17 protein-coding genes are annotated in these 21,490 nt (G+C 73.0%); 10 read left to right on the top strand and 7 right to left on the bottom strand.

Annotated features, from left to right (window positions below; genetic code table 11):
* The first annotated feature begins 86 nt into the window (after nucleotides 1-86).
* Complete coding sequence (locus AB0K34_RS21850; protein ID WP_138642078.1) at nucleotides 87-458, top strand: hypothetical protein; 372 nt, start codon at nucleotides 87-89, stop codon at nucleotides 456-458.
* A 14-nt stretch (nucleotides 459-472) separates the two neighbouring features.
* Here the strand turns inward: AB0K34_RS21850 and AB0K34_RS21845 are convergent, their stop codons facing one another.
* Nucleotides 473-2,785 carry a DEAD/DEAH box helicase gene (locus tag AB0K34_RS21845; RefSeq protein WP_138642077.1) on the bottom strand — a complete coding sequence of 771 codons (2,313 nt, stop codon included), beginning with the start codon at nucleotides 2,783-2,785 and terminating at the stop codon, nucleotides 473-475.
* A gap of 235 nt (nucleotides 2,786-3,020) precedes the next feature.
* On the opposite strand from AB0K34_RS21845, the gene AB0K34_RS21840 reads away from it, so the two are divergent.
* From AB0K34_RS21840 to AB0K34_RS21825, 4 genes are all read left to right on the top strand, one after another.
* Nucleotides 3,021-3,374 carry an STAS domain-containing protein gene (locus AB0K34_RS21840; protein ID WP_021597910.1) on the top strand — a complete coding sequence of 118 codons (354 nt, stop codon included), beginning with the start codon at nucleotides 3,021-3,023 and terminating at the stop codon, nucleotides 3,372-3,374.
* 18 nt (nucleotides 3,375-3,392) lie between these two features.
* Complete coding sequence (locus AB0K34_RS21835) at nucleotides 3,393-3,833, top strand: ATP-binding protein (protein ID WP_138642076.1); 441 nt, start codon at nucleotides 3,393-3,395, stop codon at nucleotides 3,831-3,833.
* A gap of 868 nt (nucleotides 3,834-4,701) precedes the next feature.
* Nucleotides 4,702-7,164 (top strand): sodium-translocating pyrophosphatase, encoded by a 2,463-nt coding sequence (locus AB0K34_RS21830; RefSeq protein WP_138642175.1) that lies wholly within the window; start codon nucleotides 4,702-4,704, stop codon nucleotides 7,162-7,164.
* Nucleotides 7,165-7,520: 356 nt separating this feature from the next.
* The gene (locus AB0K34_RS21825; RefSeq protein ID WP_364550518.1) at nucleotides 7,521-7,988 is read left to right on the top strand and encodes a histidine phosphatase family protein; all 468 of its coding nucleotides are present in this window, start codon (nucleotides 7,521-7,523) and stop codon (nucleotides 7,986-7,988) included.
* A 2-nt stretch (nucleotides 7,989-7,990) separates the two neighbouring features.
* Here the strand turns inward: AB0K34_RS21825 and AB0K34_RS21820 are convergent, their stop codons facing one another.
* From AB0K34_RS21820 to AB0K34_RS21795, 6 genes are all read right to left on the bottom strand, one after another.
* Nucleotides 7,991-10,240, bottom strand: a complete 2,250-nt coding sequence (locus AB0K34_RS21820; protein WP_364550516.1) for an FUSC family protein — start codon at nucleotides 10,238-10,240, stop codon at nucleotides 7,991-7,993.
* A 72-nt stretch (nucleotides 10,241-10,312) separates the two neighbouring features.
* Entirely contained in the window at nucleotides 10,313-12,466 is a 2,154-nt protein-coding gene (locus AB0K34_RS21815) for a hypothetical protein (protein WP_364550514.1), read from the bottom strand.
* A 29-nt stretch (nucleotides 12,467-12,495) separates the two neighbouring features.
* Nucleotides 12,496-13,719: a phosphoserine phosphatase SerB gene (serB, locus tag AB0K34_RS21810; RefSeq protein ID WP_138639541.1), complete on the bottom strand. Its 1,224-nt coding sequence runs from the start codon at nucleotides 13,717-13,719 to the stop codon at nucleotides 12,496-12,498.
* Between the two features lie 63 nt (nucleotides 13,720-13,782).
* Entirely contained in the window at nucleotides 13,783-14,799 is a 1,017-nt protein-coding gene (locus tag AB0K34_RS21805; protein ID WP_364550512.1) for an S-adenosylmethionine:tRNA ribosyltransferase-isomerase, read from the bottom strand.
* Nucleotides 14,796-16,082 carry an MFS transporter gene (locus AB0K34_RS21800; protein WP_240808289.1) on the bottom strand — a complete coding sequence of 429 codons (1,287 nt, stop codon included), beginning with the start codon at nucleotides 16,080-16,082 and terminating at the stop codon, nucleotides 14,796-14,798. The genes AB0K34_RS21805 and AB0K34_RS21800 overlap by 4 nt, the downstream gene beginning before the upstream one ends.
* Nucleotides 16,083-16,165: 83 nt before the next feature.
* Complete coding sequence (locus AB0K34_RS21795) at nucleotides 16,166-16,834, bottom strand: SDR family oxidoreductase (protein ID WP_138639538.1); 669 nt, start codon at nucleotides 16,832-16,834, stop codon at nucleotides 16,166-16,168.
* A gap of 223 nt (nucleotides 16,835-17,057) precedes the next feature.
* On the opposite strand from AB0K34_RS21795, the gene AB0K34_RS21790 reads away from it, so the two are divergent.
* From AB0K34_RS21790 to AB0K34_RS21770, 5 genes are all read left to right on the top strand, one after another.
* Nucleotides 17,058-18,197 (top strand): GAF domain-containing sensor histidine kinase, encoded by a 1,140-nt coding sequence (locus AB0K34_RS21790; protein WP_138639537.1) that lies wholly within the window; start codon nucleotides 17,058-17,060, stop codon nucleotides 18,195-18,197.
* The gene (locus AB0K34_RS21785; RefSeq protein WP_364550509.1) at nucleotides 18,197-18,889 is read left to right on the top strand and encodes a response regulator transcription factor; all 693 of its coding nucleotides are present in this window, start codon (nucleotides 18,197-18,199) and stop codon (nucleotides 18,887-18,889) included. The genes AB0K34_RS21790 and AB0K34_RS21785 overlap by 1 nt, the downstream gene beginning before the upstream one ends.
* 36 nt (nucleotides 18,890-18,925) lie before the next feature.
* On the top strand, nucleotides 18,926-19,711 hold the full coding sequence (locus tag AB0K34_RS21780; protein WP_138639535.1) for a protein phosphatase 2C domain-containing protein: 786 nt from the start codon (nucleotides 18,926-18,928) through the stop codon (nucleotides 19,709-19,711).
* Nucleotides 19,712-20,115: 404 nt separating this feature from the next.
* The gene (locus AB0K34_RS21775) at nucleotides 20,116-20,565 is read left to right on the top strand and encodes a DUF2752 domain-containing protein (protein WP_240808288.1); all 450 of its coding nucleotides are present in this window, start codon (nucleotides 20,116-20,118) and stop codon (nucleotides 20,563-20,565) included.
* A gap of 88 nt (nucleotides 20,566-20,653) precedes the next feature.
* Entirely contained in the window at nucleotides 20,654-21,343 is a 690-nt protein-coding gene (locus AB0K34_RS21770; RefSeq protein WP_138639534.1) for an RDD family protein, read from the top strand.
* Nucleotides 21,344-21,490: the final 147 nt, after the last annotated feature.

Here is a 21,490-nt window from a genome sequence, read left to right as displayed (position 1 = left end):
GATCGCCCGGATCGTCCGGCAATGCGTCCCTGTCGTCCGAGACCTCGGCCCTGTCCCCGCCGGGCCTGATGGAGAGGAGACCCCGCATGATCATTCTGGGGCTGATCGTCGCGCTCGCCGCCGCCGCGGCCGGTGTCGCCGTCGTGCTGGACAACACTGGTGATGCGCGGTTGGCAGTGTTCGGCGACGAGATACCCGGGATCACGCAGCAGTGGCACATCTTCATGGCCGGCGCCGTGGTCGCGATCGTGTTCATGGCCGGGATGATGGTCGCCACGCTGGGGTTCCGGCGGGCGATGAACGTGCGGCGGGAGCTGCGCGACCTGCGGGACGAGCACGAGGAGTCCCTGCAGACGCTCGAACTCGAGCGCCGGAAGCTGCAGCAGGCGCTCGCCCAGGCGCGCCGCGGCATGGACGACCAGCCGCCGGTCCCGGCCCAGCGCGTCGCACCGAACTGAGGCCCGCCGCCGGGCTACTCGGAGGCTCCGGACAGGAGGACGTCGAGCAGGGTGATCGCGCCGTGCTTGTCCAAGGGGTCGTTGCCGTTGCCGCACTTCGGTGACTGGATGCAGGACGGGCAGCCCGAGTCGCATTCGCAGGACGCGATCGCGTCGCGCGTGGCGCGCAGCCAGGAGGCGGCGTCCCCGTAGCCGCGTTCGGCGAATCCCGCACCGCCCTCATGGCCGTCGTACACGAAGACGGTAAGGAGCTCTGTGTCGGGGTGGACGGCGGTGGACACGCCCCCGATGTCCCAGCGGTCGCACGTGGCGAACAGTGGAAGCAGGCCGATCGAGGCGTGTTCGGCGGCGTGGGCAGAGCCCGCCAGATCGAGGTCGTCGTCCAGAGCGGAAACCTGCGTCTCCGAGAGCGTCCACCAGACGGCGCGGGTGCGGAGGGTGCGAGGCGGTAGGTCCAGAGGCTTCTCGCCGAGCATCTCACCCGTTTGCAGACGGCGCATCTGGTAGGCGACCACCTGACGGGTGACTTCGACGGTTCCGAAGTTGAGCGTGGCCTCGCCCCAGGAGGTCGAGCGCAGCCGTTCGACGATGCTGATGTCGGTTACATCGCGGGCGGTCGTCGAATAGTCGGGGTCGGCCGCCTCTACGAGCGCGACAGAGTCGTCTAGGTCCAGGGTTTGGACGATGTAGGACTCGCCCTGATGGATGTACACCGCGCCTTCATGGACGGTGGTGTGCGCTGAAGCCTCGTCCACGGTGCCGAGTAGGCGACCCGTTGCCAGCTCCACCACCTGGATGGGTGCGCCGCCGGCTCCGCGGATGTCGGCCAGGTCGGCGGCCTTGTCGCGGCGCGTCCAGTACCAGCCCGCAGGGCGACGCCGGAGGAAGCCCCGGCGGACGAGGTCGGGCAGCAGGTCGGCGGTCGCCGGGCCGAACAGCGGGAGGTCGTCCTCGGTGAGCGGCATCTCGGACGCGGCGGAGCAGAGGTGCGGTTCCAGGACGTACGGGTTGTCCGGGTCGAGAACGGTCGCCTCGACCGGCGTCCCGAAGATCGCCTCGGGGTGGTGGACGAGGAACGTGTCGAGCGGGTCGTCCCGGGCGACGAGGACGGAGAGGGCGGCCTGCCCGGATCGTCCGGCGCGTCCGGCCTGCTGCCAGAGGGACGCGCGGGTGCCCGGCCAGCCGCAGACGAGGACGGCGTCGAGCCCGGAGACGTCAACACCGAGCTCCAGCGCGTTCGTGCTGGCCAAGCCGATGATCGAACGCGAGCGGAGGGCGGCCTCCAGAGCACGCCGTTCTTCAGGCAGATAACCCGCACGGTAGGCGGCGACCTGGTCGGCCAGGTCCGGGCTTACCTCGTGCAGCGCGCGCTTGGCGCTGAGCGCCACCGACTCTGCCCCGCGCCTAGAGCGGACGAACGCGAGCGTCTGAACACCCTCGACAACAAGGTCGGCCAGAAGGTCACCTGCCTCGGCCGTGGCGGTACGACGGACGGGCGCACCGCGCTCACCGCGCAGCTCCGTCAACGGCGGTTCCCATAGCGCGAACGTCGCGGGGCCACGCGGTGAGGCATCGTCGTCTACCGCGACCACGTCCACCCCAGTGAGACGGGACGCGGCCAACGCCGGCGAGGACGTCGTCGCCGACGCGAGTATGAACGTGGGGGACGCGTGATACCGCTTGCATATCCGGCGTAGCCGGCGCAACACCTGTGCGACGTGCGACCCGAAGACACCGCGGTAGCCATGGGCTTCGTCAATGACCACGTACTGGAGGCGCCGCAGGAAGGACGACCACCGTGCGTGCCCCGGCAGGATCGACCGGTGCAGCATGTCGGGGTTGGTCAGCACGTAGTTCGCGTGCTGGCGGACCCACGTCCGCTCATCCTGCGGGGTGTCGCCGTCGTAGGTCGCCGCGCGCACACGCGTGAGGTGCAGGGAACGGAGCGCACGGAGCTGGTCGGCGGCGAGGGCCTTGGTGGGAGACAGGTAGAGGACGGTCCCTTCCCGGCGCGGATTCTCCTCCCCCGCATAGATGGCATCGATGCAGGGCAGCAGGTAGGCGAGGGATTTCCCGGACGCGGTCCCTGTGGCGATGATCACAGACCGTCCGGCACGGGCGTGCTCGGCGGCGGCGACCTGGTGCTCCCAGGGCGCCTCGATGCCCGCCGCGGCGAGCCGCTCCACCAGGAGCGGCGGCGCCCAGGACGGCCACCCGGCCCGGCGGCCCTGACGTGCGGGAACGCTCTCCACATGGGTGATGCGGTCGCGCCGCGAAGGGTCCGCGAGGAGCCGGTCGAGGGGAGTTGAAGATCTTTGGACGCCCATCAGGTTTTCAGTTTGCCAGCCTGGGCAGAACTACGGGAACGCCCCGGCGCCGGTATGCCCGTCCCCCCGACCTGGCCGGTAGATCAGCAGGTCAGACGGGATGGCGCGAACTTTCGCCCGAGTGGGCGATTACGTGCGTGTACGACGCCGGAGCGTGGTTGAATCACGGCGAAGTCTCGATGGCCGGCCACCGGGCATCGAGATCGGATAGTGCTGCACGGCGCGTGGAGGATCTGTGGACCTGAAGGTGAACGACTACACCACCGACGATGGCCTCACCGTCATCAACGTGGAGGGCGAGATCGACGTCTACACGGCGCCGAAGCTTCGCGAGAAGCTCATCGACCTGGTCAACAAGGGCAAGTTCCACCTGCTCGTGGACATGGAGAAGGTGGAGTTCCTCGACTCCACCGGGCTCGGCGTCCTCGTGGGCGGGCTGAAGCGCGTCCGCGCGCACGACGGCTCGCTGGAACTGGTCTGCACCCAGGAGCGCATCCTCAAGATCTTCCGGATCACGGGGCTGACCAAGGTCTTCGGCATCCACGACTCGATCGCCGAGGCCGAGGAGAAGCGCAAGGGCGCCAAGTAGGCGGCCCGCGGCTCGAAGATGTCGACCGTTGAACTGTCCTTCAGCGCGCTGCCCGTCCATGTGCGGACCGCCCGCCTGATCGTGACCGCCGTGGCCCGCCGCAGTGGCGTCGCCGAGCCGCTGCTGGACGAGGTCAGGCTCGCGGTCGGCGAGGCGTGCTCGCGCGCCGTGGAGGCGCATCGCCGGCACTGCCCGGACGAGCCCGTCCGCCTCGAACTGAACGGCGCCGACCGCCGTTTCGAGGTGACCGTCAGCGACACCGTCCCCGGCGACGACACGCCGGGCGACCTCTCGGCGGCACTGGACGAGGGCGAGTTCGATTCCGGCTGGGGCGAGGGCACCGCCGAGCTGGGCCTGGCGGTCATCGCCGGCCTCGCCGACGACGTGGAGATCGCCGCCACGCCCAAGGGAGTCCAGATCCGGATGAGCTGGCCGGCCGAGGCCGAGGCGACCATCTAGAAGCACGCGCGCCCCCACTGACGACCCAAGGCCCCGCCACCCCCGGCGGGGCCTCAGTCGTCCTCACGCACCTCACCCCAGCGACCCCTCGGCCCGCCCGCCGGGACCGCCAAGGCACCTCCCCACCGCTCTCCTGTGCAGGTACGCACCCACTCGCGCCTGCCACTCGCTCTCGTCCGCCGCCGCCCAGGTGCCACACCCGGCCGCCCAGCCGCCGCGCGGCAGCGCGACCTTCACGACCGGTCCGACCGCGACGTCCTTGGCCTCCCGTCTGGGACGCCCACTGCACGCTCCCCATCACTGACTAGAGCCCGTCCTTCACCCACGCACACGCTCTCTCTTGCCATCGCTGCGCGTGGTCGGTGGGGGTGGGGCGTGTTCGTTGCTGGGGTTGGTGCTGTTCTCGTCTAGTGGGGGCTGTTGGCCGGTTCTGGATTTGGGGGTGGTGGGGCTGGTGTTGCGAGGGTTGTGAGATTCTCTTGTAGTTGATCTCGGTTCGGCCGATTTGGGTCTGGACATATTCCGTGTTAATGCCTAGCTTGAATGGGACGCCGGGCGTCGGGCCGGTGCGTCCAATGTCGTATGCCCTCGTCAGGGTGACGGTGAGGTAAGGGACGGTTTACCCCAGTTGACCTGGGGTGATGGCGGCTGGGCGGGCGTATGGGTCAAATCCCGGCGTATTGCTCGTTGCATTTCGGCGACATCTCTGTGAAGGGCCGTGCGGCCTTAACATTCGACTTGCGCGTGCGTAGACTCCCGGCACCCGCGTTGCCGTGCGAGGTGTTCGAAATCATGACTCGCGGGGTACGCGGTAAAGATCGTCTTCTTTGTGACGATCGAGTCGCAACGCCCCTGTCGAGGAGGACGGATGTCCGGGTTTTCCCTGTCAAGCCCGGCCAGCGCAGAAGTGGATCTCGGCGGCGGCGACCTCTCCCTGGTCGTCGTCGTCGCCGTGATCGCGCTGCTCGCACTGGCCGTCGCCGCGGGTCTCGTCCGCGATGTCCTGGCCGCGGGCCAGGGCACCGCCAAGATGCAAGAGATCGCGCGGGCCGTACAGGTGGGCGCCAGTGCCTACCTGAAACGCCAGTTCCGAACGGTCGCGGTCTTCGTCGTACTGATCCCGCTCGTTCTGCTGCTGCTTCCCGCCGACTCGACGAGCGAGCGGATCGGCCGGTCGATCTTCTTCGTCATCGGCGCGCTGTTCTCCGCCGTCACCGGGTTCACCGGCATGTGGCTCGCGGTGCGCGGCAACGTCCGGGTCGCCGCCGCCGCCCGCGAGGCGGACGGCGAGAAGACCGCGATGCGGATCGCGTTCCGCACCGGCGGCGTCGCCGGCATGTTCACCGTGGGCCTCGGCCTGTTCGGCGCGGCGGTCGTCGTCCTCGCCTACCAGGGCGACGCGCCGAAGGTGCTGGAGGGCTTCGGCTTCGGCGCCGCGCTGCTCGCCATGTTCATGCGCGTCGGCGGCGGCATCTTCACCAAGGCCGCCGACGTCGGCGCCGACCTCGTCGGCAAGGTCGAGCAGGGCATCCCGGAGGACGACCCGCGCAACGCCGCGACGATCGCCGACAACGTGGGCGACAACGTCGGCGACTGCGCCGGGATGGCCGCCGACCTGTTCGAGTCGTACGCGGTGACGCTGGTCGCCGCGCTCATCCTCGGCACCGCGGCGTTCGGCACCGAGGGCCTGGTGTTCCCGCTGATCGTCCCGATGATCGGGGTGGTCACCGCGGTGATCGGCATCTTCGCGGTGGCGCCGCGCGCCGGGGACCGCTCCGGCATGTCGGCGATCAACCGCGGGTTCTTCATCTCGGCGGGCATCTCGGCGGTGCTCGTGGCGATCGCCGCGTTCGTGTACCTGCCGTCGTCGTTCGCCGACCTGAAGGGCGTCGCGGACGAGTCGATCCGCGGGCTGGACGCCGACCCGCGCTGGGTCGCGCTCGGCTCGGTGATCATCGGCATCGTGCTGGCGAGCATCATCCAGCTGCTCACCGGCTACTTCACCGAGACCAACCGCAAGCCGGTCAAGGAGGTCACCGACAGCGCCCGGACGGGCCCGGCGACCGTCATCCTGTCCGGCATCTCGCTCGGCCTGGAGTCGGCCGTCTACACCGCGCTCGTCATCGGCGGCGCCGTGTACGGGGCGTTCCTGCTCGGCTTCGGCAACACCACCGTCGCGCTGTTCGCGGTGGCGATGGCCGGCACCGGGCTGCTGACCACGGTCGGCGTCATCGTCTCGATGGACACCTTCGGGCCGGTGTCGGACAACGCCCAGGGCATCGCGGAGATGTCCGGGGACGTGCAGGGCGAGGCCGCGTCCGTCCTGGAGCGGCTGGACGCCGTCGGCAACACCACCAAGGCGATCACCAAGGGCATCGCGATCGCGACGGCGGTGCTCGCCGCGACCGCGCTGTTCGGCTCGTTCCGGACGACGGTGATCGCGGCGCTCGGTGACGCGTCCAGCAGCGCGAAGGACGCGATCGGCGCCGAGTTCCTCGACTTCAACCTGTCGATCGCGAGCCCGAACGTGCTGATCGGGCTGATCGTCGGCGCGGCCGTGGTGTTCCTGTTCTCCGGCGTGGCGATCATGGCGGTGGGCCGGGCGGCCGGCCGGGTCGTGGTGGAGGTGCGCGAGCAGTTCCGCACCAAGCCCGGGATCATGGACTACACCGAGAAGCCCGACTACGACCGGGTCGTGGACATCTGCACCCGGGACGCACAGCGCGAGCTGGCCACCCCCGGGCTGCTGGCGATCATGGCGCCGATCGCGGTCGGCTTCGCGCTCGGGTACGCGCCGCTCGGCGCGTTCCTCGGCGGCGCCATCGCCGCGGGCGTGCTGATGGCGGTGTTCCTCGCCAACTCCGGCGGCGCCTGGGACAACGCCAAGAAGCTCGTCGAGGAGGGCCACCTCGGCGGCAAGGGCAGCGAGGCGCACGAGGCGACGATCATCGGCGACACGGTCGGCGACCCGTTCAAGGACACCGCCGGTCCCGCGATCAACCCGCTGATCAAGGTGATGAACCTGGTCGCGCTGCTGATCGCGGACGCGGTGGTGACCTACGCGGGCAACACCGCGCTGCGCGTCGGCGTGACCGTGCTGTCCGTCGGGGTCGTCGTCGCCGCGATCGTGATCTCCAAGCGGCGCGCCGACCCGATCGCCGAGGCGGCCCCCGCGGGCGGCTCGCCGGTCGAGGGCGGGACGTCCGGCAAGGCGTCCGTGGACGGCGGCAAGGCCGAGGCCGTCGAGGAGGCCGCTCCCGAGGAGGCGGCCGTCGGCGCCGACTCCAACGGCGCCGCGACCTCCGAGGAGGAGTCCGCGAAGAACGGCTAGACGCATCACCCTGGAAGGGCCGGCGGCGCAGCCACCGCCGGCCCTTCGCATGTCCGGGGGACGAAGCGTCCCAGGACCTGGAGGGGGTCTCCCGGCTCGGAGCCCGCTGGTCATCGGCTTGGGCGGGGGCGGGTTCGGAGCATGGGTGGGCGGCCGTACGCTTGGGGGGAGGGCCGGACGTCTCCGGCCCCGGACGGGACCATCGGGAGGCGCTGTGACGAGCGGCGGCGGCAAGCCGGCGATGTCGGGGCCCAAGGGGTTCGCCCTCGTGATCTGCGGGATGCTCGGCATCCTTCTCGTGCTGTGGGGGCTGGCGGCGCTCGCCGCGCCGTGACCGCCCGCCTAATGTTGCGGTCATGCCCACGCTCATCGTGCTCAGGCACGCGAAGGCCGTCGCCGGGTTCGGCACGGCCGACATCGACCGCGTCCTCAACGACCGCGGGCGCCGCGACGCCGCGGCGGCCGGGGAGTGGCTGCGCGCGAACGGACTCGTCCCCGACCGGGTGCTCTGCTCGCCGGCGGCCCGCACGCGGGAGACGCTCGACCTGCTGGCGGTGGACGCGCCGGCGGACCACGAGCCGGTGATCTACGCCAACGACCCGGACGAGCTGCTCGGCCTCGTCGCCGAGGCCCCGGAGGACGCCGGGACGCTGCTGCTGGTCGGGCACAACCCGTCCGTGCACCAGTTCGTCCACGACCTGACCGGGGAGGCGCCGGCCACGTTCCCCACCTGCGCGCTCGCGGTGATCGACCTGCCGGGCGCGTGGAGCGAGGTGCGGCCCGGCCTCGGGACGCTCCGCACCGTCCACACGCCGAAGGACTGACTTCAGGGGCGGGGCGCCGCGGCGATGAGGGAGGACTCGACGACCGTCCCGGCGTCCCGGCGCAGCGACCTGATCGTGTAGCGGGTGCCCGACACCTGCAGCAGCGCCTGCCGGAGCGGGGTGACCTCGTCGCGGTCGATGCCCGCCTTGATCTCGGCGCGGCGCCGCCGGGTGAGCGTGGACAGGTGCGAGTCGAGGTCGGCGAGCTCCTCGCCGAGTTCCTCGACCGGCGGGACGTGCTTCGGGTCGAGTTCCTCCGGCTCCTCCAGCAGCACGGCGGTCTCCTCGAACTCGTCGGCGAGCCGGTCGAGGATCTCGGGGACGGGCCCGGTGTCGACGGCCTTCTCCCGGGACAGCCGCGCGACCGCGATGAGGTGGTCGCGGGTGCGGTGCGCGGCGTCCACGGCGGTCCGCAGCTCGTTGATCAGCTCGGTGTCGGGCAGCCGCTCGTGGCCGAGCCGGGTGCGGGTCTCGGCGACGGCCTCCGCCGCCCGCTCCGCCGCGACGATCGTGTCGTGCGGCAGCCGGACCTGCTCGCCCGCGAGGACGTCCGCCGTCGCGCGGACGAGGTCGGCGTGGGTGCGCAGCAGCCGGTTGAGCTGCGTGGGCAGCCGCTCCAGGTGCCCGGCGGGCCACAGCAGCCGGACGGCGAGGTAGGACAGCGCAGTCCCGGCGATGGTCAGCGCGATCCGCTCCCCCGCGGTGGCCCAGCCGGCGGGTGTGGAGAAGTCGAGCAGCATCATCGCGAGCGGCGTGCCGAACAGCGCCCAGTAGGCGAAGTTCACCGACCGCATCGCGAACCCGGCGAACGCGAACGCGAAGGCGATCACGGCGACGGTGAGCTGCCCCGGCGCCAGGGTGAGGATGACCGCGGCGACGGCGGACCCGGCCGCGGTGCCGCCGACGCGCTGCACGAGCCGGTCGACGGTCTCGCCGTAGGTGGCGCGCAGGCTCAGCATCGCGGTGATCGTCAGCCAGTGCCCGTGCGAGAGGCCGAGCGCGGCGGCCAGCGCCATCGACACGACCGCCGTGACGAACACACGCGCCACCTGCCGGAACGCCGGTGACCGGGTGCGGACGGCATGCCCCATCCGGTCCCACGCCGGCAGCGGGTCGAGGCTGCCGGGCAGGCGCGGCGGCCCGAACCCGATCCGCAGGCCGCTCGCGACGATCCGGCGGGTGGAGGCGACCTCGCCGGCGATGCGGTCGATGGAGCGGCGCACCTGGCCGATCAGCGCGACGGCGACGAGGTCCTCGTCGCCGGCGAGCCCGGCGCGCCGGATCTGCTCGGCCGCCCGCCCCATCCGCCGGACGGCCGCGGACTCCTCCCGGCCGAGCGGCGCCTCGCCCGCCGTCGCGACGGCCCCGGCGAGCAGCCGCAGCCGCGCGGCGAGCGCGGAGATCGCGGTCTGCGTCTCCAGCTGCCACTCGCGGTCCGGCGGATAGTTCTTCGCCGCCTCCAGGACGGCCTGCAGCGTCACCGTCTCGTGGAGGACGCGGCCGAGCGCGTCGATGAGCCGTTCGGGCCGGGTGGGGTCGCTGCGGCCGCGTCCCGTCCGGTAGAGGCGGTAGGTCGCTCGGGCTTCGGTGAGCGCCTCGGACGCGGCCCGCCGCTTGGCCTCCCAGTCGGGGATCCGGGTGACGGCGCGCAGGTCCGGGTTGGTGATCTCGACGGCGTCGAGCGGTCCGGCGTCGTGCGGGGCGACGTCCTCGGCGACGGCGTCGAGCGCCTCGGCGACGGCGTCGGCGCACTCGCTGAGCGAGGCGCGCAGCGGGCGCAGCCGCCGCGCGGGCCACGGCGCGAGCAGCAGCCCGGCGGTGAACAGGCCGCCGATCAGCTCCAGCAGCCCGATGTCGATCACGTCGGCGGACGGCGGCCGGACCGCGCTGAGCAGCACCGCCAGCCCGGCCGTGGACCCGATCCGCGGCACCGCGACGCCGAGCGCGATCAGCGGCGGCACCACGATCACGGTCGGCCACAGGTGCCCGCTGAGCAGCCCGCCGACCCCGGCCCCGACCGCGACGACCAGCACCCCGACGGTGAGGCTGCGGGCCTGCGCCCCGTACGGTCCCTCAGGCGCCCGCAGCGCCACCAGGTACGCGCCGAGGGCGATCATGGAGCCCTGCGCGGCGTGCCCGGTCAGCGCCCCGGCGATCAACGGCACCGCCACGGCGACGGCCGCGGCGACCCCGTACATGGGCGTCGCCTGCCCGTTCGCCTGAACGTACGCCTCGCGCGCACGCTGCAGCACCGCCGGTCCCTCCGCCTTCAGTCGCCCGCCCGCGGAGAGCCCTCTCCCCGCGCCTCACCCGTACCCCGATGATCACTGCCTAAGGCCCGGATCGGCCGGGCGGTCGCGGCCGTCCCAGGCGGCGAGCACGTCCGCGAGGACGGACAGCTGCTCCAGGTCCCCGGGGATGAGGGTGTCGAGGGACGTCGGCGGGAGGGTGTTGCGGTCCATGCCCGCCTGCCGGCGCAGGCCCGGAACCAGCGGTTCGAACGCGTCGCCCAGTTCGCGGGCGGCCTCGGCGAGCCAGGGGCCCGCGCCGTGCTCCAGGAGCCGGCGGGCGACGGCGTCGAGCAGCGGACCACTCTCCCCGGTGATCTCCTTGATCGCCAGGGCGGCCGGGTAGTGGGACGTGACGTCGTCGTCCATCGCGCGCAGGGCGGGCACGAGGGCGGCGGCCTCCGCGCCGAGCCGTCCGGCGAGCCGGGCGGCTCGGATCGCGGGCGCGCGGCCGTCCGCCAGCACCGCCTCGGCGGCGCGCAGGGCGGTGGCGGTGTCGCCGGTGAGGTCCAGGACGATCTCGGCCGCGCCGATCCGCCGCTCGCAGCCGTCGAAGTCCGCCGTGTCGGTCGCGGCGAGGTCCCGCAGGGCGGGCAGGAGGTCGTCCAGCGGGAGCCCGTGCGTCCGGGCGAGGCGTGCCGCCGGGACGGTCTCGCCGGCGGCCGCCGCGTCTCGCACGAACCGGGCGAGGTGCTCGCCGTCGCCGGTGATGGCGGCGAGCGCCTCGGCGCACGCCTCGCGGAAATCCCAAGAGCCGGAACCGGTCGCGGCCTCGGTGAGGGCGGGCACTGCGGCGGAGGCGCCCGGCCCGATCGCCCGCAGCGTCGTGACGGCGGCGAGCCGCTCGTGGGAGACGAGGCCGGCCAGCTCGGGCGTCGCGGCGGCGGCGTCCGGGCCCCAGGCGGTCAGGAGCGCGGGTATGGCGACGTCCGGCTCGTGGGCCATGAGCGTTTCCCTCTCGGCGGACGCCAGGTGCGGGCGCAGGACGTCCAGCAGCGCCGGGTCGGGCGGCAGCCCGCGCTCCGCGAGCAGGCCGACGGTCTCGCCGTCGAACCATCCCGCGCCGAAGGCGCCGAGGACGGCGGGCCGCCAGTCCGGGTGGTCGGCCATGACGAGCAGGCGGAGCGCGGCGGCGAGGAGGCGCCCCTCGGACGTGCGCAGGCCGTGGAGCCAGTGCCGCCGGTCGGTGAGAGCGGTCTCCGGCGGCGCCTTCGCGTACTCCGCGAGTACGGCGACGGCGGCGGGGACGGCCTGCCCGACCTCCACGAGCAGCGCGGCCGCCGCCGCACGCACCTCGATGTCGGGATGGGAGACGGCCTCGGCGAGCACGTCCCCGAACCCCGTCCGGGCGGACCGGAAGAACAGGCAGCGCCACCGCATTCCGCCGACGACCCGCGAGGCGTTCTCCCCCGGCTCGTCCCGCAGGAAGGCGCCGGCCAGCTCGACGGCGTCCTCCAGGGGAGCGGAGGAGATGATCTCGCTGAGCGAGCCGTCCGACCACGGGCTGTCGCGGAACGGGTCGTACTTCGCCCAGCACTCCCGGACGGCGGCCACGGCGGCCGGGCCGAACGACTCGCCGTACACCGCCAGCGACCAGGCGGCGGCGGCCCGCGTGAGGACGGGACGTCCCGCCGCGAGCTCGTCCGCCAGCCACGGCGCCGCCTCCTTCGGGTGCAGCGCCCCGGCGGCCAGCAGCAGCTCGGCCGCGGCCTCGTCGTCGCCTTCGGCGTCCCGCATCTCCCGCAGCCGCGCGAGGGGCACGCCGTCGGCGGGGAGCTGCCCCACCGTGTAGGACGCCATCCGCCGCACCCGGACGTCGGGGTCGGCGTGCAGCTTCAGCAGCCGCCGCGCGCCCGCGCGCAGCGCCGCCCGGATCTCCTCCACCAGCTCGGGTGCGGCGCCGGTGCTCTCGGCGATGACGGCGAGCTGCCACAGCAGCTCCGGGCGCCGCCGCGTCCGCCGCGCGGCGGCCAGCTCGATCAGGACGGGCACCGCCGCCGCCGTGGCGGGGTACGGGGTGCCCTGGTGGGCGAGGCGGGCGGCCAGCTCGCCCAGCGCCTCCCGCGCGGCGCCGTCGTCGCGTCCGACGGCGGTGCGCAGCAGCCGCGGCACGTCGTCCGCCGGGCCGCACGCGTGCCGGAGGGAGGCCCAGTCGACCGCCCCGGCGCCGCCCGTACGCCGAAAGATCATGACCCGCGACCCTAGCGGGGGCGGCGGGCCTACGCGGCGGGGTTCGGGCGGTCGGCCGCGGCGTCGGCGGCGTCGGCCGCCTCGACCTCCTCGCGGGAGATGCCGAGGAGGAAGACGATCGTGTCGAGGTAGGGGACGTTGACGGCGGTGTCGGCGGCCTCGCGGACGACCGGCTTGGCGTTGTAGGCGATGCCGAGGCCCGCGGCCTGGAGCATGTCGAGGTCGTTGGCGCCGTCGCCGATCGCGACCGTCTGGCTGATCGGGATGCCGGCCTCGCGGGCGAAGCGCTCCAGCGCGGTGGCCTTGCCGGCGCGGTCGATGACGCGGCCGGTGACGCGGCCGGTGAGCTTGCCGTCGACGATCTCCAGCGTGTTCGCGGCGGAGTAGTCGATGCCGAGGTCGTCGACGAGGGCGTCGGTGACCTGGGTGAAGCCGCCGGAGACGATCGCGAACTTGTAGTCGAGGCGCTTCAGCGTGCGGACCATGGTGCGGGCGCCGGCGGCGAGCCGCAGCTTCTCGCGGACGTCGTCGATGGCGGCGGCGTCGAGCCCGGCGAGCAGCGCGACGCGCTCGCGGAGGGAGCCCTCGAAGTCGAGCTCGCCGCGCATCGCGGCCTCGGTGACCTTGGCGACCTCGTCGAGGCAGCCGGCGTGCTCGGCGAGCAGCTCGATGACCTCGCCCTGGATGAGGGTGGAGTCGACGTCCATGACGATCAGCCGCTTGGCGCGCCGGCTCAGCCCGCTCTGCTGGACGGCGACGTCGACCTGCTGCTCGGCGGCCTCGGCGGTGAGGGCGGCGCGGAGCGCGTCCGGGTCGGCGCCGGAGACGTCCATCTCGATGCAGGTGACGGGGGTCTGCGCGAGCCGCTCGATGCGGTCGATGTTGGCGCCGTGCGCGGAGATCCGCCCGGAGATCCCGGCCATGGCGGCGGGCTTCAGCGGGGCGCCGAGGACGGTGACGTGCAGCCGCCCGGTGCGCTTCGGCATCCGCCGGTTGCGGCCCGTGGAGAGCTCGATCTCCATGTCGAGGTCGTTCGCGACGTGCTCGGCGGCGTTCCAGACGCGGCCGATGTCGGCGCCCTCGCTGTAGGCGAGCAGGACCCCGAGGACGAGCCGGCCGCGGATGACGACCTGCTCCACGTCGGCGACCGTGAGCGGGAAGTCGGCGAGCGTCCGGAACAGGCGCGAGGTCACGCCGGGGCGGTCGCGTCCGGTGAGTGTGATGAGGAGCGTGCGCTGTGCTGACCCGTCCATAACTGTTTTCACGGTACCGGCCCTGACGTGGGGGGCGTGCGGCAGGTCCGGCATGCGAGACGGCTACATGATCAGGTTGAGGTCGCCGAACTCGTGCCACAGGTACCGCTCGGCCAGGGCCGCCGCGTAGGTGGCGGCCAGCAGGTCGCGGCCCGCGATGGCGGTGAGCATCCGCAGGTGGGACGACGCGGGCTCGTGCAGGCCGGTGAGGAGGCCGTCCACGGCTCGGACGCCGCCCTCCGGCGTCACGAGGTGCTCGGTCCACCCGGAGGACGGGCGGACGCGTCCCGAGGCGTCCACGGCCGTCTCCAGGGCGCGGACGGCGGTCGTGCCGACGGCGATCACCCGCCGGCCCCGGGCGCGGACGTGCTCGACCAGCGCCGCGGTCGGCTCCGGGACGCGGTAGCGCTCGGCGTACGGCGGCTCGTGCGCCTCGGGGGACGCGACGCCGGTGTGCAGCGTGATCGGGGCGATCAGGACGCCGCGCGAGACCAGCTCCGTCACCAGTTCCGGCGTGAACGGGCGGCCCGCGCTCGGCATCTCGGCGCTGCCGGTCGTCCTGTCGTGGGCGAACGCGGTCTGGTAGGCGGCGGCCGGCCAGTCGCGGCGGACGTACCCGTACCTGATCGGCGTCCCGTGGCGCCGCAGGTAGGGCACGACGTCGGTGCTGAGCCGCGCCCGCCACAGCCGGCGGGTGTGCCGCTCGACGAGGGTGAGGGTGGCGCCGCCGGGCAGCGGGATCCACTCGCCGGGGCAGCCGCCGGCGTAGGGGCGGCTGGCCTTCCCGGCGAGGCGGCGCAGCTCGACGAGCCACAGCCGGTCGTCGCCGCCGGGCACCGGGGTGGAGAAGTGCACGCTGATCCGGTCGAGCCGGACGGCGGCGGGCAGCGTCGCCGAGGTGTTCACGACGAGCAGGTCGCCGGGGTCGAGCAGCGCCGGCAGGTCGCGGAACGCGTGGTGGGAGACCGCGCCGGACGCGCGCCGCGACACCAGGAGGCGGACGCCGTCCCGGGTCCGGCCGCGCGCCTCCGGCGGCTCGTGGGCTTCGAGGGCGGGCGGCAGGGTGAAGTCGACGGTCATTTCGAGACCTCCAGCCGGAGAGCGGCGACGACCCCGAGGAGGGCGATCGCGGCGAACAGCACGCCGGCGACGGCGAGCCCGGTGCCGAGCCGGTCGACGCCGAAGCCGGTGACGAGCGCGCCCGCGGCGCCGACCACGAGGGAGGAGCCGAGGGTGTCGCTGATCTGGAGCGCGGACGAGTTGACGCCCTGCTCGTCCTCCGGGGACAGGGCGAGGAGCAGGACGGACAGGCTGCCGATCGCGAAGCCCATCCCGGCGCCGCCGACGATCCACGCGGGGGCGGCGAGCCAGCCGGACAGCTGCAGCGCGACGGCGGCGAGGACGATCCCGGCGGTGACGAGCACGGCGCCGAGGAGTGCGTAGAACTCGCGGGGGCGCCGGGAGCGGCCCTGGATCTGCGCCGCGGCCGACCAGCCGAGCGCGCCGACCGTGAGGACGATGCCCGCCTGCGTCGGGCTGAAGTGGTGCAGCTTCGTCAGCGCCAGCGGGATGAACACGTCGGTGCCGACGAACGCGCCCGACAGCAGGCCCCGGACGAGGACGACGCTGGGCAGCCCGCGGCGCAGCCGGAGCGTCCCGGCGGGCAGCAGCCGGGGGAGGCCGTACGCGAGCCCGGCGAGGCCCGCCACGGCGGCGGGGAGCATCGCCCAGCCCGCGCCGTCGAGGCCGTAGAGGAGGACGCCGGCGCCGCCCGCGACGGCCACGGCGGCGACGTACCGCGCCTTGCCGGCCCCGGCGCCGGCCCCAGCGGCGGCGTCCACCGGCTTGACGCGGCGGATCACGGGCACCAGCAGCAGCGCGGGCGGGATCACCAGCGGGATCAGCCCGAGGAACACCCACCGCCAGCCGGCGTGCTCGGCCACCGCGCCGCCGACCGCCGGGCCGATCAGCGACGGCAGCACCCACGCCGCCGACAGCGCCGCGAACACCCGCGGCCGCAGCGCCTCCGGGTACACGCGGGCGATCACGACGTAGATCGCGACGAGCGAGACGCCGGTGCCGAGGCCCTGCACCGCGCGGCCGGCGACGAAGACGCCCATGGCCGGCGCCGCGCCCGCGACCACGAGCCCGACGACGAACGTGCTCAGCCCGATCATGAGCGGCCGCGCCGGGCCGGACCGGTCCACCCAGCCGCCCGCCAGGACCGTGGACAGCAGGCTGCTGATCAGCGTCGCGCTGAACCCCCACGCGTACAGCGCCAGGCCGTCCAGGTCGGACGCGACCACCGGCATGACGGTGCCGACGGCCATGCTCTCGAACGCCAGCAGCGTGACGACCAGCACGATCCCGAACGTCGGACCACGAAAACCTGCAGAAAGGACACTTCGCCCCGAATCAACCACGCGATCATGGTCCAGGACGGCCGTCATCGCCCGCTCACCAGGTCGGAGGCGCGGTACCTGCCGCTCGGGCGGCGGTCGGCGATCAGCCGGTGCAGGGCGGCGGCGGCCTCGGCGGGCGGGGGCGCGGCGTCCGCGTCCTCGCCGGCCGCGCGCAGCATGTCCGTGTTCATCTCGCCGGGGTCCGCCCACCACACGGCCACGTCGGGCTCCTCGGCCGCGAGGACGTTCGACAGCTGCTCCAGCGCCGCTTTGGACGTCCCGTAGCCGCCCCATGTCTCGTAGCCCTCCACGGCCGCGTCCGACGTGATGTTGAGGATCGCGCCGCGCCGCCCCCGCAGGCTCGGCAGGACCTCCTGGATCAGGGCGAGCGGCGCCAGCACGTTCGTCGCGAGCGTGTCCGCGAGGTCGGCCACCGGCAGCGCGTCCAGCCGGGGCATCGGCGTGGGCCCGAGGGTGCTCGCGTTGTTGACGAGCAGGTCGAGCCCGCCGGACACGGCCTGGACGAGGGCGGCCCGGTGCGCGGGGTCGGCGACGTCCCCGGCGATGCCGGTCGCGCCCGTCTCCGCGGCGGCGGCCGCCAGGACGACGGGGTCGCGGCCGTCGATGACGAGCGTCCAGCCGTCCCGCGCCAGCTCGGCGGCGAGCGCCCGCCCGAGGCCCCGGGAGCCTCCTGTGATCAGTGCCGTCTTCATGTCACCGACGCTAGGAATCCGGGGCGTCCGGCGGCATCGGCCGCCGGTTCCCCGGCGGCTCGTCTGATGGTCGTAGGACCCGGGTCCCGCTCCGGCGGCGGGGATACTCGTCCAGGCTGATTCGGGAAGACCCGCCCAGAGAGTACGGTCTTCAGCAGTGAGCACCGCGGGGAGCTCATCCGGGCCGCTCGCGAGGGGCGGCCCGGGAGGACGAGAGGCCGGGATGCAGACCGACGACGGGTGCCGCGGCGACCAGGGCGCGACCCTGCACGCCGTCAGCTCCGCCGTGCTCGCGGTGACCCGGCACCTGTCCGTGCACGAGGTGCTGCAGGTCATCGTGCGGGCGGCGGCGCAGCTGCTGGACGCCCGCTACGCGGCGCTCGGCGTGCCCGACGACGAGGGGTCGTTCGCCGAGTTCGTCGTCGAGGGCGTGTCGGAGGAGGAGTGGGAGCGGATCGGCCCGCTGCCCCGCCAGCACGGCATGCTCGCCGCGATGCTGAAGGGCGACGTGCCGAAGCGGCTCGGCGACATCCGCCGGGAGCCGGAGTTCGAGGGCTGGCCGGTCGCGCACCCCGTCCTGAAGGACTTCCTGGGCGTGCCGATACGCGACGGCGAGGACGTGCTCGGCATCGTCTTCCTGGCCAACAAGCGCACCCCCGGCGGCTTCACCGAGGGCGACGAGGAACTCCTCACCCTGTTCGCCGCGCACGCCGCGATCGCGATGGCGAACGCCCGCCTCTACGAGCACAACCGCGAGCTGACCGTCGTCGCGGAGCGCAACCGGCTGGCCCGCGAGCTGCACGACGCCGTCGCGCAGAAGCTGTTCTCGCTGCGGCTGACGGCGCGCACCGCGTCCGCGCTGGCCGAGCGCGACCCGGCGCGGACCGTCCAGGAGCTCGCGCAGGTCGAGCGGCTCGCCGCCGCGGCCCTCGCCGAGCTGCGCGCCGTGATCTTCGAGCTGCGCCCCGCCGACCTCGCGGACGGCCTGGTCGCGTCGCTGCGCAAGCACGTCGAGGTCCTCGACCGGGCGCACGAGGCCGAGGTGCGCTTCTCCGCCGACGAGGCCGTCGTCCTGCCGGAGGAGCACGAGGCCGTCGCGTTCAGGGTCACCCAGGAGGCGCTCTACAACGCGCTGCGACACGCCCGCGCGAGCACTGTGGAGGTACGGCTCGCCACGGCGGACGGCCAGGCCGTGCTGGAGGTCGCCGACGACGGGACCGGTTTCGACGCGTCCGACACCGAGCCCCAGGGCGGGCTGGGGCTCGCCTCCATGCGCGCCAGGGCGCACTCCATCGGCGGTGAGCTCACGATCGACGCTGTGCCCGGCCGGGGCACGACCGTCCGGCTGGAGGTGGCGCTGTGATGGCGGAGCCGGGTGTCATCAAGGTGCTCATCGCCGACGACCATCCGGTCGTCCGGCAGGGGCTGCGCACGTTCCTCGGCATCCAGGACGACATCGAGGTCGTCGGCGAGGCCGAGGACGGCGCGTCGGCCGTGACACTGGCCGAATCGCTGGAGCCCGATATCGTGCTCATGGACCTCAAGATGCCGGGCGCCGACGGTCTGGCCGCGCTGACGGAGCTGCGGGCTCGTGGGGTGACGGCACGGGTCCTGGTCCTCACCAGCGTCACGGAGCGGGGCCAGGTGCTGCCGGCCGTGCAGGCGGGTGCGGCCGGGTACCTGTACAAGGACGTCGATCCGCAGGCGCTCGTCCAGGCGATCCGGGCGGTCAACGACGGGCACGTCCTGTTCGCGCCGGACGCGGCCGAGGCGATGCTGCGGGACGGGACGGCGGAGCGGGACGACGACCGCGGCATGGCCGCGCTGACCGAACGGGAACGGGAGGTGCTCGTGCACATCGCGCGGGGCAGGTCCAACCGGGAGATCGCGCGCGCGCTCGTGGTGTCCGAGAAGACGGTCAAGACGCACGTCAGTAATCTGCTCATGAAACTGGGAGTCCAGGATCGGACGCAGGCGGCGCTGTACGCGGTCCGGCACGGTGTCGGATCGTCCGGCTCCGCCGGGGAAACCGGGGAATCCACTGTCCGCTACTGATACAACTCCTCTGACAGGATCGTCATCGAAATTGGTATGAACGTAGCAATCAGGTACGCAGCAGGCAGCGACATCGGGTGCAACCGCGAGAACAACGAGGACTCGGGGTACGCCGGTGCGTGGTTGATCGCGGTCGCGGACGGCATGGGCGGGTATGCGGGCGGCGAGGTCGCGAGCTCGACCGTCATCGGCTCACTGCGCTCGCTGGACACCGCTGCCCCCAAGGACGATCTTGTTGACATGCTGGGCCGCGCGGTGGCCGAGGCCAACGAGAAGCTCCGCATCGTCCGCGAGGAACGTCCCGACCTCAGCCGGATGGGCACCACGCTCACCGCGATGCTCTGGTCCGGGGAGTCCGTGGCACTGGCGCACGTCGGCGACTCGCGCGGCTATCTGCTCCGCGACGGCGAGCTGTTCCAGATGACCCAGGACCACACGATGGACGAGCTGCTGAAGGCGGAGGCGGAGCAGGCCGGCCAGCAGGCCGACCCCGCCGAGACGTCGCGGCTCTCCCACGTGCTGTACCGGGTGCTGGACGGCCGGGAGGACCGCGAGCCCGACCTGCGCCTGCGCGAGGCCCGGCTCGGCGACCGGTACCTGCTGTGCTCGGACGGCCTGAGCGGCCCGGTCGACGCGCAGGCGATCTACGAGGTCGTGTCGGCGGAGGCCGATCCGCAGCGCGCCGTCGACCGGCTGATCGAGCTGGCCCGCGACAACGGCGGCCCCGACAACATCACCGCCGTCATCGCCGACGTCGTCGAGGCCGAGCACCTGCCCGCCCCCGGCGGTCCGCTTGTGGTCGGCGCCGCCGCGCAGAGCTGACGCCCCCGGGGCCTCGCGTCGCACCGGGGCCCTCACCGCACGGCGGGTTCTCACCGCACGGCGGGTTCTCACCGCACGTCGGGTTCTCACCGCACGTCGGGTCCTCCTCGTACGTGGCACGGTGATCTCGGTACGAGGCATCGTGATCTCGGCCGGCGCGTTCCGCACGCGTTCCTCTCGCGCCCCTGCTTTCCCCCACGCGTGCGCCGCCGACGATTCATGAAACTCTTAGCAAGAAAGAGTGCCCACGTACCTGCCCATTTGTCTTACTCTTACCCCTGGGGTGGAGTCGCCGTGCACTCCGTAACGGTCCTGTCGCGGATCGTTGCCCGCACTTGACCTGCCTCCGGGTGCACCCGATATACGGGTGCACTCACCTGTATGTCATCGAGGCGGAGGATTCGTTGGGGGGAGCGCCCGGGGCGGCGGCCACCGGTGCACCGCAAGGTGCGCTCGGCGGGATCGTCAGCCGGACCCTCACCGCAGCGCGGCACGGCCCCCTGGGGACGGCGCTGCGCGTTGCGGCGATGGCCGTCGCGGCCATCGGCGCGTCATGGATCCACCGCGTCAACGACCCCGGCGTGCTCTGTCCCCTACGGGCGCTCACCGGAATCCCGTGTCCCATGTGCGGGGGCACGACCGTGTTCATCGAGCTCGGCTCGGGCCGTCCGGTCCAGGCCGTCCTCGCGAACCCGGTCGCCCTGACCGGCGCGATCGCCGTCGCCGCCGCACCGCTGGGCCTGGGACGACGGTGGTGGGCACTCCAGCCGAAGACCCGTGCCTGGATGCTCGGCACCGCCCTCGTGGGGTCGGAGCTGTGGCAGCTCGTCCGGTTGGACGTCCTGCGGGTTTGAGCCGAAGTCGAACCTCGGCCAGACTTGCGGAGCCCACCGGGTCCGGCGGGCGTCACATAACCACAGGGTCAATCAAAAAGGAGCAAGTGTGGGTAACCCCTACGACCCGTACGGTCAGCAGCCGGGCTACGGGCAGCAACAGCCCGGGTACGGCCAGCAGCCCCCGGCCCAGCCCGGCTACGGCCAGCCCCCGGCGCAGCCCGGTTACGGCCAGCCGCCCGCGCAGCCGGGCTACGGCCAGCCCCCGGCGCAGCCCGGATACGGCCAGCAGCCCCCCGCGCAGCCGGGCTACGGCCAGCAGCCTCCCGCCCAGCCGGGCTACCAGGAGGTCCACCACCACCACTACGGCTCGACCGGCCAACTGGCCGAATGGGGCTCGCGTGCCGGTGGCTACATCATCGACTACCTGATCTTCGCCGGTCCGGTCTTCGTCCTCTACCTGCTCAGCATGCTGCTGACCAGCTCCGGCAGCGGCGGCGCCGCAGTGCTCGGCCTGCTGTTCATGCTGGTCGGCATGGCGCTGTCCATCGCGGGCGGCCTGTGGATCTGCTACCAGGAGGGCACCACCGGCCAGTCCATCGGCAAGCGCCAGATGGGCATCCGCCTGGTGAGCGCGCAGACCGGCCAGCCCATCGGCTTCGGCATGGCGTTCGTCCGCAAGATCGCCCACATCGCCGACAGCTTCCTGTGCTACATCGGCTTCCTCTGGCCGCTGTGGGACGACCGCAAGCAGACCTTCGCCGACAAGATCTGCAACACGATCGTCGTTCGGGCCTGACATTGTGGGGGGGCGACCCCCCACACCCCCCGCGGCGGGGGTTGAGGGTGTCTTCCGCTCTGTGTGTGTGGGGGGGCGACCCCCCACACCCCCCGCGGCGCGGGTTGAGGGTGTCTTCCGCTCCGCTGGAGCTTCGCGGAAGACACC

Source organism: Actinomadura sp. NPDC049382 (assembly GCF_040677125.1).
Lineage (GTDB): Bacteria > Actinomycetota > Actinomycetes > Streptosporangiales > Streptosporangiaceae > Spirillospora > Spirillospora geliboluensis.
The sequence above is the reverse complement of the archived record's forward strand: the minus strand, read 5'-3'. Positions and strand labels throughout refer to the sequence as shown.

Excerpts from the sequence above, each read along its gene's own strand:
- AB0K34_RS21780 (WP_138639535.1), top strand. The coding sequence starts at position 18,926 with ATGAACGTAGCAATCAGGTACGCAGCAGGCAGCGACATCGGGTGCAAC.
- serB (WP_138639541.1), bottom strand. The coding sequence starts at position 13,719 with ATGGACGGGTCAGCACAGCGCACGCTCCTCATCACACTCACCGGACGC.
- AB0K34_RS21790 (WP_138639537.1), top strand. The coding sequence starts at position 17,058 with ATGCAGACCGACGACGGGTGCCGCGGCGACCAGGGCGCGACCCTGCAC.
- AB0K34_RS21835 (WP_138642076.1), top strand. The coding sequence starts at position 3,393 with ATGTCGACCGTTGAACTGTCCTTCAGCGCGCTGCCCGTCCATGTGCGG.
- AB0K34_RS21795 (WP_138639538.1), bottom strand. The coding sequence starts at position 16,834 with ATGAAGACGGCACTGATCACAGGAGGCTCCCGGGGCCTCGGGCGGGCG.
- AB0K34_RS21830 (WP_138642175.1), top strand. The coding sequence starts at position 4,702 with ATGTCCGGGTTTTCCCTGTCAAGCCCGGCCAGCGCAGAAGTGGATCTC.
- AB0K34_RS21815 (WP_364550514.1), bottom strand. The coding sequence starts at position 12,466 with ATGATCTTTCGGCGTACGGGCGGCGCCGGGGCGGTCGACTGGGCCTCC.
- AB0K34_RS21845 (WP_138642077.1), bottom strand. The coding sequence starts at position 2,785 with ATGGGCGTCCAAAGATCTTCAACTCCCCTCGACCGGCTCCTCGCGGAC.
- AB0K34_RS21785 (WP_364550509.1), top strand. The coding sequence starts at position 18,197 with ATGGCGGAGCCGGGTGTCATCAAGGTGCTCATCGCCGACGACCATCCG.
- AB0K34_RS21825 (WP_364550518.1), top strand. The coding sequence starts at position 7,521 with ATGCCCACGCTCATCGTGCTCAGGCACGCGAAGGCCGTCGCCGGGTTC.
- AB0K34_RS21850 (WP_138642078.1), top strand. The coding sequence starts at position 87 with ATGATCATTCTGGGGCTGATCGTCGCGCTCGCCGCCGCCGCGGCCGGT.
- AB0K34_RS21805 (WP_364550512.1), bottom strand. The coding sequence starts at position 14,799 with ATGACCGTCGACTTCACCCTGCCGCCCGCCCTCGAAGCCCACGAGCCG.